Raw genomic sequence first — 13,322 nt, 5'->3', positions numbered from 1 at the left:
ATTTACGAAATTTCTTACGATACTCTTACCAATTACTGGAAAAGCTGAAGAATTGACTGTGGTCGCGCGTTGGCGATTGACAGGGACTGAATGCCAAGCTGTTCCTTGGTCTGCAGTGCCTGCAGTTCAGCGCTTGCTTCTGCAAGGTTGGCGTCTACAAGAATGCCAAGACCTTCTTTAAGCTTGTCAGTCAACAGCTGGGTAAATTCTGCCTGGCTATCAAGCCGGTTTGCGGCTGTACCCAACGTAGTGATTACGTCGCCAACCAAAGCTTCAGCAGTGTCTACAGCTGCGAGGGAAGTGGCAGGATCTGTCAGATCAAGGCCGACCAGTCCCAAGGTAACCAGGCGCAAGTCTTGCGCGGCAACTGTTTGTGTAACACCGCCCAGACCGGTCAAAACATCTAGGTCAGCACTGACACCATCAATCAGGTTCACACCATTGAAGACGGTTGTTCCGACAACTGAAGTAATCTCGGCAAGTAGGGCGTCGACTTCTTCCTGAAGAACCGTTACATCGAGGCCGTCATTAAAGGCCTGGGTGACTTTCTGGTTGATGTCGATAAGAATATTTGAAATCTGCAAGGCACCTGCGTTCGCCATGCTTACAGTTGCCTGACCGAAGGTAAGGCCTTCCTCAATTGCATCCAAGGCAGAGATGTCCCCGCGCATTGTCTGGGCAATCGTAAAGGAAGCCGGGTTATCTTTAGGCTCCGCGACTTTAAGACCTGTTTCGACCTGACGCTGAGTCTGGCTCAGGGCCGTTTGTGTCAAGGACAATGTGCGAAGCGCTGCCATCGCCGTTGAGTTAGTGTTAATAGAAAATGCAGCCATTTTGTCTTCTCCTGTAGTTTCCTGCGTTACCAAAAACGCGAATTCACTCAGGGCTACATAAGCAAAGGGCGTGCCAGTTTGAAAAACCCTTGGAAAACTGGGGTTTTTGGGCCAATTTGTGGATACTAGAGCAGGGAAAAAGCGGCTCAGTTACTGCCGAAAATAGGAATAAATTTCTCAGCTATGAAGAAAATGCCCGGCATATAAGGGCCTTGCCCGAGCCGGGTAACCGCAGATTTAGACGAACAGGTCTATTTGGATCGGCTGTGGGCCTACGTATTCTCCGGTGCCAATAGGCTGGAAAAGCGAGAGCATCGGATTGGCCGTTGGATCGTTGTTATTGACCTGCGTAAAAACAAGGAAGCGATTGATAATCTCGTCAATTTTTCCGGGTTCCTGCAGTTCTGACGGATCGAACATATCTCCCAGACGTTCCCTTTGCTGGTCATAAGACAGCGCTTGAAAGCTTTCAGGAAGGCCGAGGCTGACGCGAACAACATGCATAATCGCCGTGTCGGCAATAACCTGTTCAATCGTCTCAATTCCGCCGGCAAGGCGTTTGAAATACATGGCTTCTCGTACGCCGTCTGCATTCTCGCCTTCAAATTTCTCATACTCGTTGGTCCGATAGCCCGTCAAAATAGCGTCAACATTTTCCTGCTTCTGAAAAAAGTCAGGATCACTGTTAAGGCCGTACATAGCGCTGGCGAGTTTCGTCCAGCGGGGTTCGGCCAGCCGATTGACGAGACTTTCGCTTTCAGTCGGTGGTTCGGTGAGTATTTTTTTGACCATCGCCGGTTTATCGATTTCACTTTCCAGCTGAAAAGCGGAGAGAACCATGGTCAGGACGGTGCGGTTCTTCATCAGGTCGTCGACGGACTTAATGTTTGTAATATCTTCGCTGAAGGTTACCAGGTCCCGGGCAACAGTTGGCTGCGCCTCAAACGCCTTCATATGGGCGTCTTCCAGCTCGTAAGCCAGCTTATACCATAGCAGCGGATTATTGTTTGCAGATACTTGCATATCTAAACCTGGTTAAAAATCTTATCAGCGTAACTATAGCGTGCTAATCGTAAATAAGATGTTAACAAAAAAAGGCGACCACGAAGGCCGCCTTTCTTTGATAGGAGGGCTCTTAACGGAACAGAGCCATAATCGTCTGAGGCGCCTGGTTGGCGATACTCAGGGACTGAATGTTCAGCTGTTCCTTGGTCTGCAATGCAGTCAGTTCGGCCGCAACAGCAGCCATATCTGCATCAACCAGAGCACCAAGACCTTCTTTCATCGTATCAGTCAGAAGCTGGGTAAATTCACCCTGGCTTTCCAAACGACTTGAGAATGTACCAATCGCCGTCAATGCGTTACCGACAGTTGTCTGTGCGGCAGCAATGTTAGCCAAGGCAGTCGTGATGTTGGCGCCGGACGAAAAGTCAGTCGTCAGGGCAAGTGTGGCAGCATCGAGGTTTGTAGCAGTATACGTCATCGTGCTACCGGCCAGATCAGTTGGAACGGTCAATACGTCCGTACCGGCGTTGTTAATCAGATTAACACCGTTAAACTCTGAACCAGCGGTAATAGCTGTAATCTGAGCCAAAACTTCATCAGCCTGAGCGGTTAGAATGGCGTCATCAAGACCACCGTTCTGAGCCTGCGTGGCAAGAGTTTCGAGTTCAGAGAGCTGTTCCAAAATGGAAGTGGCACCAGCCATTGCAACACCAATTGTTGCTTCACCGAAAGCAATACCTTCACTAATAGCGCCAAGAGCGCCAATATCAGAACGCATACCCTGCGCGATAACGAAAGTAGCAGGCGCATCTTTAGCGCTGCTCACGCGGAGACCAGTTTCAAGTGAGTTCTGAGTTTTGGAGAGTTGGCTCTGCGTCATGTTAAGCATACGCAGACCAGACATTGCATTCGCATTAGTATTAATTGAAGCCATAATATAAAATCCTCATTCTAGAGTTGTCGCATCTGCGACGAAATAGCTCGTTTGAGCCCCGGTCCACTTCGAAACCGTGCCCTGACTATCTCTGTGATTTCCTAACAAAAGATTAACAGGTGCTTCTTTGGTCAATTCAGCTGGGAGAAATTGGCCAGGATATGCGCGGCGCAACGCAAAAATGCGCAGAAAACTGATGTTTTCAGATTTTCTCAGAGGGTGTGTATTTTTAAGGAAAAAAGCAAAATCTATCGAAATAGACACCATTCATCGCCGCCATAAGCGGTAAAAATGACTGAATCAATCTGTTAAATGCGGGAGATAACCACCATGATTCCGATGATTCTTATTCTTCCGTTTCAGCGGACTTAAAATATTTCTGAATTAACTTAAGCGCTGCGTAATAGTTTTTCTCGCCAACAAGACCGACAATTTCAAACACGCGGTTTCGTTCATCGTTGTCAGCGGTTGAAAGAAACGCGATCTGCGCTGCGTCCTGAAAGCTTTTGTGATGCGCATCGTGACTGTCCGGATCTATATACATCAGCTGGATATAGAGATAGACATTTTCTAAAGGCGTTTTAACGTCTTCTGGCAACAGAATGTCTCGCTCGCGCATGATTGACGCATCATTCTCTAGCGAGAAATGCATTGCTTTGTTGCTTGTATTTGTAAGAACGGCACCGTTGACAACAATTTTCTCACCGGCGGGAATACGAAACTTTAACGACATGAAACTCGTCTCCAGATAGGGACCACACCGTCTACTATAACAATAGTCACAAATTGTGCAAAATAGGATTGTATTCTGAAGGGCGATAATCGGCTTTTAGAGCCCTTCTGGGCAGAAAGTAAATAAATTCTGGCCATGACCTTGGGGTGGCCTATATGATTGCACATGCTGGTGCGCGCATCTTTATGGGTGCAACCGCCTTATTCTAGAGGATATTGAATGCCAAGAAATATCGGCTCACTGATTATAAAATTGGTTATTTTTTCTTTTATTGTCGGCTGGGCTCTGACCCTGTTTGATATCACGCCGCTTGATCTCTTAAAGGATCTGAGTGGAACGATTGGTCAGATTTACTCTACCGCGCTAAGTACAATAACCTGGGCGGCGGACTATATTCTGCTTGGTGCGGTTATTGTCATTCCTATCTGGGCAATTGTTGCTGGCCTGAACTATCTGCAGCGGAAAAGCCGTCGGAGTATGTCGTCCTCTTCTAAAAACGAGGACTAGGTTTCTGGCGGTTAGCCGCTTGCACAGTCGATGCAAAGCGGGGTGCTGGGGTCCAGAGAAAGACGTTTTACTGAAATTTCCTCATCGCAATTGACGCAATACCCATAGTTTCTTGTATCAACACGGGCAAGGGCGGCATCAATCCGTTGCAGTTCATTCTTCCGCCGTCGCTCTGTCTCTTGGGCCATTGCCTGTCCTTGCAATGCATCCATGCGAGAAAGACGACCCACACGGGTCTGGTCAAGTTCCACAGGGCGGCTGCCTTCAGTGCTGGCCTTCATCACTGACAGCAATTCTTCCCGGCGGGCAAGAAGTACTTTTCTCGGATCAGTCTTTGTCATAGGTTCAGGCTACGACAATCTAAAGGTTGATGCAAAGAAAAGGCCGGTCATTTCCAGCCGGCCCTTCCAAACTGCTGTTCCTCGCCCTTACGCTTCCCAAGTATGCCCTTGTCGAAGGAGCGCGTCTAAGGAAGGTTTGCCGTTGGCTTCTGCTGCATCCAACTTTTCGGTAATGCCATCTTCATAGGTGGCTGTCGGGTTGCAATAGATGACACCAAAAGCTGCAGGGAGATCTTGGCCATCCATTGCCGCGATCAAGGTTGCAAGGGATCGGTTCGTCTCGTCATGAACCAGAATATCCGCTTCCGTGACCCCATTTTCTCCGATCGTCACGGCTTCTAGTGTTAAAGACTGCGTATTCAAGTGAATGCCCTTGTTCTTTTCAGCGCCAAAGATCATAGGCTGGCCATGTTCTACATGTAGCTGCTTTTCGGAGGCGACATCGCGAGCGAGAACATTATCGAAAACTGCGTCGTTATAGACAATGCAATTTTGTAGGATTTCCACCATCGACGTTCCCTTGTGTGCATGGGCACGTTTTAGGATATCGGGAAGCGTCTTTTGCGTATCATAGGCACGGGCAGCAAATCTCGCGCCAGCGCCGAGTGTGAACACAAGTGGCTTCAACGGCGTATCAACTGATCCATCCGGGGAAGAAGGCGTACGTAGTCCAACTTCCGATGTTGGAGAATACTGCCCCTTGGTCAAGCCATAGATCTCGTTATTGCAGAGCAGGATTTGCATATTAACGTTTCGGCGCAGCACGTGGAGCATGTGATTTCCGCCGATACTGAAACCATCACCGTCGCCGGTCACCATCCAGACATCGAGTTCTGGATTAGCGATCTTGATTCCCGTCGCAAATGCCGGGGCCCGGCCATGGATCGTGTGAAATCCATAGGTCGACATATAATAAGGGAAGCGCGATGAACAGCCGATCCCGGACACAAACACATAGTTTTCTTTCGGTGTGTCAATATCGGGCAGGGTTCTTTGTACAGCCTTCAGGATCGCATAATCACCACAGCCCGGACACCAGCGTACTTCCTGATCTGAGGCAAAATCGGCGGGTTTCAACTTGTCTTTAGTAACGGCAACATTCATGTCAGTTCTCCAATGCTGCGTCGATGGCGCGTTCAATTTCGGAAATCTTGAAAGGCTGCCCGGTCACTTTGGTGAGCGGTTGCGCATCAATCAGATATTGATCACGAAGGACAGTTTTCAATTGCCCATCGTTCATTTCCGGAACAATTACCTTGTCAAATCCGCGAAGTAGGTCGCCAAGGTTGCGTGGAAGCGGCCAGATATGACGCAGATGTATGTGGGAGACGTCCTTGCCGTCCGCCAGCTTGTTTTCTACGGCGCGGCTAATGGGCCCATAGGTCGACCCCCAACCGATAATGGCCAGCTTACCGTCCGTTTTACCATTCTCGACTCCCTGTTCCGGGATATCATTCGCTATATTCAGGATCTTGTCGCGCCGGAGATCAGTCATTCGCTGATGGTTTGCCGGTTCATAGGAAATATTGCCCGATCCGTCTTCCTTCTCGATCCCACCGATACGATGCTCAAGCCCCGGCGTTCCGGGAACGGCCCAATGCCGGGCTAATGTATCCGGATCGCGATTGAATGGCTTGAAGCCTTCCGCATTTGTCTCAAACGTTTTTGGAAATGCTTCCCGATCCGCCACATTGGGGATCAGCCAAGGCTCCGCCGCATTGCCGATATATCCGTCAGTGAGCAGCATAACAGGGGTCATATACTTTGTGGCAAGGCGGCAGGCCTCGATGGCAACCTCGAAGCAGTCCGACGGACCATGTGTTGCCAGCACGACAAGCGGAGCGTCGCCATTGCGACCGTATACGGCCTGATATAGGTCAGATTGTTCCGTTTTTGTCGGCAGGCCAGTTGACGGTCCCGCGCGCTGCGAATTCACGATGATCAGCGGAAGTTCTGTCGAAATGGCAAGGCCGATTGCTTCACCTTTCAGGGCAATGCCTGGGCCCGACGAAGAGGTAATACCGAGAGAGCCGGCATAGGACGCACCGATCGCTGAACATATAGCGGCAATTTCATCCTCGGCCTGAAATGTCTTCACGCCGAACTGTTTCATCTTTGCCAAAGAATGTAGGACAGGGGAGGCAGGTGTGATCGGATAGGACCCAAAAAATATTTTTAAATTTGCAAGCTCTGCGCCTGCGACCAGCCCCCATGCGAGCGCTTCGCCGCCCGTGACGGTGCGGTAAAGCCCATGAGGCATTGCGGCCGCCGGAATTGAGTATAGTTGCGTGAGGCCGCCAATTTCCGATGCTTCAGCATAAATATTCCCGGCATTCAGGGCAGCAATATTAGCATCGGCGATATCCGGGCGCTTTGCGAACTTACGTCTTAGCCAGTCAACTGTATCGCTCCGGTCGCGGCCATAAATCCAGTATACCATGCCAAGCACCCAGAAGTTCTTACAACGGAGCCCTTCCTTTTGTGAGAGGCCGAATTCCTTAACCGCCTCTAACACCAGCTTGGTAATATTGATATCCAGTACCGTATAGGCCTCAAGTGAGGCATCTTCGAGGGGGTTCTCAAGATATCCGGCCTTTTTAAGGTTCCGGTCAGTAAAGGCGCCGCTGTCAACGATGATCATTCCGCCTGGCTTCAGCCGGGCAATATTCACCATCAGGGCGGCAGGGTTCAGGGCGACCAGAACATCAGGATCGTCTCCCGCTGTTTCAATCCTCCGCGAGCCGAAATTGATCTGAAATGCTGAGACACCGAAGGTCGTGCCGACAGGCGCTCTAATTTCCGCCGGAAAGTCAGGAAATGTGGCGAGGTCATTTCCGGCCAAAGCGGTCGTGTCGGTAAATCGGCTGCCAGTAATCTGTATTCCATCACCAGAATCGCCTGCGAACCGAATGACGACAGAAGAAACTTCTTTCCGTGGCGCCGGGTCCGTCTTAATTTTTAATTCGTTCAACTTTCTTACCCGCGTTAAGCATAAGAGGGGAGGCCTTGGCTCTAAACCCTATCAATGCCTTTAGTTTAGCCATATTTCGAACCAGCAATCAACGGCCTATATTATCATTTGCTGTAACAACAACAATTTGTTGGACGTTAATTTGTCACTATCAAGACTATAGTTCTTTTTCGTTCATGATAGCTATCTTGTTAGCGTTAGATATAAGGGATTTTAAATAGAACGCAACAGTATTTTCTCATTTTAGATGTAAAATTATTTATTTACAAAATTATAGTGTGAATATGATTTCCGATCTCATGATAAGCCGTCTCTCATGACTTTTACGAAAAAGGCGCCGATTTGCGCCGGAGTCTGTCCTCCCGGGCGATACCAGCTGGTGGACCAGTTGAGCGATCCAAGCAGGTTCAACCGCAGTAATCCTTTGTCCATATCTTCGGCAAGCGGCAAATCCTCAATCAGATCCATGAAGAGTTTATCATAGCTGTCCCGTATTTCGATAAGCCGGCTCCGCAGGGTGGGAGCTGTTCGGGAGATGTCTGCGCATAGCAGGATGGAGAAGTTATTACCTCCGAACAAAGTATTCATATGGGCGACCGCCGCCTGGGTCAGTCGTTCCCATGGATCCTCCACTCCGTCTATGGCTTCCAGAACGGCCGTGCTGATCAGGCGCTTTCCCTCTTCATAGGTTGCGACGATCAGGTCCTCTTTGGAGGAAAAATGATAATACATCGACCCGGCCAGCATCCCGGCTTCGCGGGCGATATCCCGCATCGAGGTGGCATCATATCCGCGTTGATTAAACAGATGCGCCGCCGCCGCCATCAATTCCTGTCGGCGGTTATCGCTCCGATGGAGACCTTCCTCGCGGGCGCGTGTTTTTTCAGTCACGGGCTGGTCCTAACAAACAGTTGTTATAATGCCTGTTATGCCCGCTTCAACGATAGGCGGCAACTTTATTTTTCGAGGAGACCCCGTATCTGATCAATCACTTCTTCAGTTTCATCACCTGCGCCGCGAAGGATATTAAGAGCCTGGTCAGAAAGGTTAAGGTCGGTCGATAGGGCCGCAAGGGTAGTCGCCTGAAGGAGTGGCCTATATATCGCTTCGATCAGCGCGGCTGGATAGAGCCCGTTTTCACTTTGGCCAAGATCTTCAAGGTGGAGGTTATCCAATACGGCCGTTGCTTTTTTGCCCATAAGTTCCTCCGCTTCAACAATGACAACAGCGTTCGTTATATATAGGTCATTGATGATAAATTTTTTCGTCGGACCGGCGTGATCGACAAGGATAGGACCGCGTGCTTCAACGGCAATTGCTTCTTTGATGTAGAATCGAATGGTGCGTAGGTTATCGCCAGAATTGGTAATTTCATAGGTAATCTCAGGCGCTTCGATTTCTATGCGTTTTATTATGATGGTTTCGCTGTTGACGGTTTGCGGATCGATTTGCATCTTGATCCGTGGTGTCAGGAATGCCGGTTGAGCCTTGTATGGCGCAGGGTTTGCGATCTTCAAATCAAGTAATTCGGCCTCTCCCGTCGTTGGGGAGAATTCCGTTTCCCGTAAAGTGACTTTAGTTTGTGTGATGGCGGTACCATAGTTTTCAATTGTCGATGTAATAACGGATCCAATTGAAAGATAGACGGTGACGATTGCCACGCAGAAAAGTATGACGATCCCGATCATAACGATTGTTAATCCACGTCTCATATATGTCACCGTTTCTGCGAGATTATTTTTCGGCTGCACCATACGATGACCAATAAGGCATCGCAAGCGCAAGAGGTCTTTGGTGATATATGCAGGGTAACAATAAAAAACGCCCGCCTAGAAAATCCAGACGGGCGTTTTTATTGCGTAAAGTATTCCCTAGATCGCAGCGGCTGCCTTTGCACGCCGATCAATCATGAAGGCGAGCATAGCTGCAGGCCCTGCCGTGACCAGCGCGAAGAGAGCCAATTCCAGATTACTAAATGGAATGAGGGCACTCCCGCCCGGTGTTGCCAAAGCGAGGCCGCCGATAAGGATAAGCGCTCTGATAGGCCAGCCCAACACAGGATGACGGTGCAGGTTGCCGATCCAGATGAGATATCCTTGTAACGAACTGGCGATCAGAATAACGCCAGCCACTGCCGAAACGAACAGAATGGCTGTCTGGCTCAATTCTCCGCGGAAAATAAAGGCCGGATCGAGAACGAAGAAGAAGGGAACGAAATAGATGATCGATCCCAACCGCATGGCCTCGAACCCAGTGCGCATTGGATTGGCGCCTGCAATCGATGCCGCAGCAAAGGCACCCAGAGCAACAGGTGGCGTAATGAAGGACACCATGCCCCAGTACAGGATGAACAGATGCACTGCCATCGGATCCAGTCCGCCTTGAATAAGGGCGGGCGCCAGAACAATGGCGAGGAAGATGTAAGCGGCCGTTACTGTCATGCCGATACCCATGATAAAACTGGTAATCGCGCCCATCAGTAGAAGAACGAGAATATTACCGCCTGCCATAAAGATCAGGTCATTGACCAGCGTACCCGCCATTCCTGTAATGGACAGAGCGCCTACGATCAAGCCAACACCAACCAGAATACCTGCAATCTCTGCAAGAAGTTTACCGGTTGCCAGAAGGAATTCCCAGAATTCTGCCATTCCCCATCGATTGGAGGAGAACAGTTGATTGATCACGAGAAGCAATGCTGTCGCATAGAACGGTGCGAGCACTTCCTGCTTCAGGTAAACAAGCATAACAATGAGCAGAACAAATACTGCGATAAAATGCCAGCCCTTGCGGAATGTTTCCCCCAGTTTCGGTAATTGATCCCGAGGTAGACCCGGCATGTTGTTTCGTGCCGCATAGGCGTCAATCTGGATGAACAATGCAAGATAGTAGAGCACAGACGGTACAATCGCGGCAACGGCAATTGTGATGTACGGAATGTTCAGAAACACCGCCATGATGAAGGCGGTTGAGCCCATAATCGGCGGCATGAGAACACCGCCCGTCGAGGCACATGCTTCTACACCAGCGGCATATGATTTCCGAAATCCGGTTTTGCGCATCGCGGGAATGGTCATGACGCCGGTTGTGATAACGTTTGAAATCACGCTGCCGCTCATTGAGCCCATAAGGCCGGATGAGAAAATGGCAACTTTCGCCGGACCGCCACGTACATGTCCAAGGGCCGCAAAAGCAAGGTCAATAAAGAACTTCCCGCCACCGGTCTGGGTGAGGGCAACGCCGAAGATCAGGAAGCCGATCACCAGATTGGCGAGCGCCTGCATTGGTATGCCGAGCATACTCTCCGCACTTAAGACGTGATAGGCTGTCGTATCCGCGAGCGTGCTGCCAAGGCCGGATATCGGACCCGGCATAACATCGGCATAAAGCGGATAAAGTGAAATTATAAGCACAATCGTGAACAAGGCTGTGCCACCGGCGCGTCTCGTCCCTTCAAGGACCAGAAGCCAGAGCACCAAGCCAAGTGTGACAATGTAGTCTGGAGCGCCCATTTCCCAACCATTGTCGACAATTGCTTCGGCGTTCATGAAGAAAAACACCAGCAGTCCAAAGGTGACCACCGCAAACAGGATGTCGTACCATGGAACATGATCTCTGGAGGATTTACTCGTCGCCGGAAAAATCAGGAACACAACTGGTACCAGTAATCCGAACAACGCATACTGATACTCGTTATCGAGCCAAGTATGCCCTACTAGAAAACCAGCGTTGAATAGCTGATTGACAGCAAGCAGGGTGACAATGGCTGTGATCGCAATAACGATCACACGCCATCCTAAAGAAAGATTACGGTGGCGCGCCAACTCTGGCTGCGCCACCGCTCCGTCCTCTTGTTTTTGATTTTCCATTAAGAATTCTACAAATAAGAACTAATTAGAAAATTGGGTTCATGTCGGCAGCTTTAAGAGCAGCTGCACGGACTTTCATCCATTCTTCCTTGAAAGCATCGCCATCAAGGTCTTTGTCTTTCATGGTAGCCCAAGCGTTAGCAAGTACATCCTGACGCTCAATCATCTTGTTGTTGTTGGCTTCCATGTCGTCTGTCCAGACGCCGACTTCTTTCCAGTATTTTACCGCCGACTTATGATAGGGAACTGCCCATTCAAAAGTCTGGTTTTCAACTGCCCAACCTGTCATGGCCGGCAAGGCGTCCTTGTAGTTATCATATTCAGAGTGAACAGCTTTCACCATCGAATAGACAAGGTCAGGATCCTGGTCCGCGCGGGTAATCAGGATTGGATAAGGGTAAGCTGCGCCGTCATGCGGCGTTTCCTTGGAAATGTTACCCGTGCCCAAGATCGCTGTGTGCGGTACGAAATAAGGTGCGATACTCTGAATGCGAGCCCAGCCTTCTTTGTCAGCAGCAGGCGTCGGAGGCCAGTAAATGCCACGAGGTGACGCTTCAACCTGCTTGGTTGGTCCAGACACGGTGGAAGCAAACGCTGCATCGATCTGATTCGAAAGCATGCCTTTCCACATTGCGCCATAACCACCAAACTCGACTACTTCAACATCGTCAAAAGTCAAACCACCAAAGGCGATGATCGCCTGTGTACCGATCGTGAGTGCAGGGGAGCTGCGAACCACGCCGACGCGTTTGCCCTTAAGGTCCTGAAAAGTTTTAACGCCTGTATCTGCCGCGACACCAACCGAAAGGTTTGCATCAGAAGTGGCCGACATCAGAAGCTGGACTTTTTGCGGACCCCAGTTTGGAGTTGCAAAGTTAAAAACACCTTCAGAGGCGTAGAAAGTGCCTGCGCCGTTTGCAACGAACTGAACTTTATCGGACCGCAATGGACCCATACGTGAAATATCGTTCTTACCCGGAACAACCCGAAGATCGACGCCGTACTTATCTTTTAGCGCCTTACCAATTGCGACGGACTGGTTATAACCGGTAGTACCCGTGTTATAAGCACTCCATGCCAGTGTGCCCGGAAGCTTTACGTCATCAGCAAATGCTGCGGTCGAAAAAGCAAACGCTGCTGCCACAGCGCATAAGCTTGTACCTATTTTCATTATTGTCTCCCTAAAGAAAACTTGAGTTGGATTTTTTTTGTTTTCTAATAGGACCGCATTCTGCATAGTGGAATGGAATTCTGCAAGTTTTTTTCCTAATTAATCCTTTTTATACCATAGTTAGAAAATGCGAGAAGATAAAACATTCGTTGGGGGTATATCGACTCCTGATAACAGCCGACACTTCGTTACATCGTTAGCGCGCGGCCTTGAGCTATTGCAAGCTTTTCGACCGGGTGAGGGGCCTCTTGGGAATAATGAGCTTGCCAAGAGAACGAAACTCCCAAGATCCACTGTATCGCGCCTGACCAGTACCCTGCTGCAACTCGGCTTCCTGACATATCGAAAGAGTGCCGGAAAGTATGAACCCTCCCCGGCGGTTCTTTCCCTCGGATATACCTATCTTGCCAATAACAAACTCCGATTGCTGTCCCGCCCCCTGATGCATGATCTTGCAAAGCAGGTGGGTCTGGGCGTCGCCCTCGCGACACGCGTAAAACTAAACATGATGTATGTCGAAACCGTTCGCGGTGGAGATGAAAGCACACTTCGGCTTGAGGTTGGCTCGTTTCTACCAATCGCAACCACCTCGGTTGGTCGGGCCTTTCTTTGTAAGCTGCCGGAGGGAGAGAAAAATTTTCTTCTGGATCATGTCCGGAGAAAATTTGCTGAAGAATGGCCGAAGGTAAAAAAGGGATTTGAGCAGGCGGAGAAAGATTTTGCAGACTTTGGATATTGCCTATCAATAGGAGATTGGCGGGCGAGCTTTAATGCCGTCGGTGCGGCAGCTCTTGATAATTCAACTGGTGATATCGTCGCCTTTAATTGCGGAGGCTCTGCATATCTGGTAACAGAAGCAGCCTTGCGGGAAGATGTTGGTCCCCGTCTCGTAGGCCTCTCGCGAAGTGTTGAGGCAATGTGCGGGATGAACTGAGATTAGATCTATATAATAACAAGA

The 13,322-nt window shown here is 49.7% G+C and carries 14 protein-coding genes; 2 read left to right on the top strand and 12 right to left on the bottom strand.

Annotated features, from left to right (window positions below):
* Positions 1–32: 32 nt before the first annotated feature.
* The 5 genes from AC0L73_RS06265 to AC0L73_RS06245 form a co-directional block, all read right to left on the bottom strand.
* A complete protein-coding gene (locus AC0L73_RS06265; protein WP_227949219.1) occupies positions 33–833 on the bottom strand; it encodes a flagellin in 801 nt (266 codons plus the stop codon).
* 237 nt (positions 834–1,070) lie between these two features.
* Positions 1,071–1,856, bottom strand: a complete 786-nt coding sequence (locus tag AC0L73_RS06260) for a DUF1217 domain-containing protein (protein ID WP_227949221.1) — start codon at positions 1,854–1,856, stop codon at positions 1,071–1,073.
* 112 nt (positions 1,857–1,968) lie between these two features.
* On the bottom strand, positions 1,969–2,772 hold the full coding sequence (locus AC0L73_RS06255; RefSeq protein WP_227949223.1) for a flagellin: 804 nt from the start codon (positions 2,770–2,772) through the stop codon (positions 1,969–1,971).
* 12 nt (positions 2,773–2,784) lie between these two features.
* Entirely contained in the window at positions 2,785–3,039 is a 255-nt protein-coding gene (locus AC0L73_RS06250; RefSeq protein ID WP_227949226.1) for a hypothetical protein, read from the bottom strand.
* A 79-nt stretch (positions 3,040–3,118) separates the two neighbouring features.
* Positions 3,119–3,505 carry a flagellar biosynthesis repressor FlbT gene (locus AC0L73_RS06245; protein WP_227949228.1) on the bottom strand — a complete coding sequence of 129 codons (387 nt, stop codon included), beginning with the start codon at positions 3,503–3,505 and terminating at the stop codon, positions 3,119–3,121.
* 219 nt (positions 3,506–3,724) lie between these two features.
* On the opposite strand from AC0L73_RS06245, the gene AC0L73_RS06240 reads away from it, so the two are divergent.
* A complete protein-coding gene (locus tag AC0L73_RS06240) occupies positions 3,725–4,012 on the top strand; it encodes a DUF6460 domain-containing protein (protein ID WP_227949230.1) in 288 nt (95 codons plus the stop codon).
* Between the two features lie 11 nt (positions 4,013–4,023).
* On the opposite strand, the gene AC0L73_RS06235 is transcribed toward AC0L73_RS06240, so the two are convergent.
* From AC0L73_RS06235 to AC0L73_RS06205, 7 genes are all read right to left on the bottom strand, one after another.
* Positions 4,024–4,353, bottom strand: coding sequence for a TraR/DksA family transcriptional regulator (locus tag AC0L73_RS06235; protein ID WP_227949232.1), 330 nt, complete (start codon positions 4,351–4,353; stop codon positions 4,024–4,026).
* A gap of 87 nt (positions 4,354–4,440) precedes the next feature.
* Entirely contained in the window at positions 4,441–5,457 is a 1,017-nt protein-coding gene (locus tag AC0L73_RS06230; RefSeq protein ID WP_473655140.1) for a 2-oxoacid:ferredoxin oxidoreductase subunit beta, read from the bottom strand.
* A gap of 1 nt (position 5,458) precedes the next feature.
* Entirely contained in the window at positions 5,459–7,324 is a 1,866-nt protein-coding gene (locus AC0L73_RS06225; RefSeq protein ID WP_473655139.1) for a 2-oxoacid:acceptor oxidoreductase subunit alpha, read from the bottom strand.
* A 297-nt stretch (positions 7,325–7,621) separates the two neighbouring features.
* On the bottom strand, positions 7,622–8,215 hold the full coding sequence (locus tag AC0L73_RS06220; protein WP_227949238.1) for a TetR/AcrR family transcriptional regulator: 594 nt from the start codon (positions 8,213–8,215) through the stop codon (positions 7,622–7,624).
* A gap of 65 nt (positions 8,216–8,280) precedes the next feature.
* The gene (locus tag AC0L73_RS06215) at positions 8,281–9,036 is read right to left on the bottom strand and encodes an AsmA family protein (protein ID WP_227949240.1); all 756 of its coding nucleotides are present in this window, start codon (positions 9,034–9,036) and stop codon (positions 8,281–8,283) included.
* Between the two features lie 159 nt (positions 9,037–9,195).
* Positions 9,196–11,193 (bottom strand): TRAP transporter permease, encoded by a 1,998-nt coding sequence (locus AC0L73_RS06210; RefSeq protein ID WP_227949242.1) that lies wholly within the window; start codon positions 11,191–11,193, stop codon positions 9,196–9,198.
* Positions 11,194–11,218: 25 nt separating this feature from the next.
* Positions 11,219–12,364 carry a TAXI family TRAP transporter solute-binding subunit gene (locus AC0L73_RS06205; protein ID WP_227949244.1) on the bottom strand — a complete coding sequence of 382 codons (1,146 nt, stop codon included), beginning with the start codon at positions 12,362–12,364 and terminating at the stop codon, positions 11,219–11,221.
* 127 nt (positions 12,365–12,491) lie between these two features.
* On the opposite strand from AC0L73_RS06205, the gene AC0L73_RS06200 reads away from it, so the two are divergent.
* Complete coding sequence (locus tag AC0L73_RS06200) at positions 12,492–13,298, top strand: IclR family transcriptional regulator (RefSeq protein WP_227949246.1); 807 nt, start codon at positions 12,492–12,494, stop codon at positions 13,296–13,298.
* The last annotated feature ends 24 nt before the right edge of the window (positions 13,299–13,322 follow it).

It is taken from the genome of Sneathiella sp. D3-11 (assembly GCF_055809395.1).
Note: the sequence above shows the minus strand (reverse complement) of the source record. Positions and strands in the feature narration are given on the sequence as shown.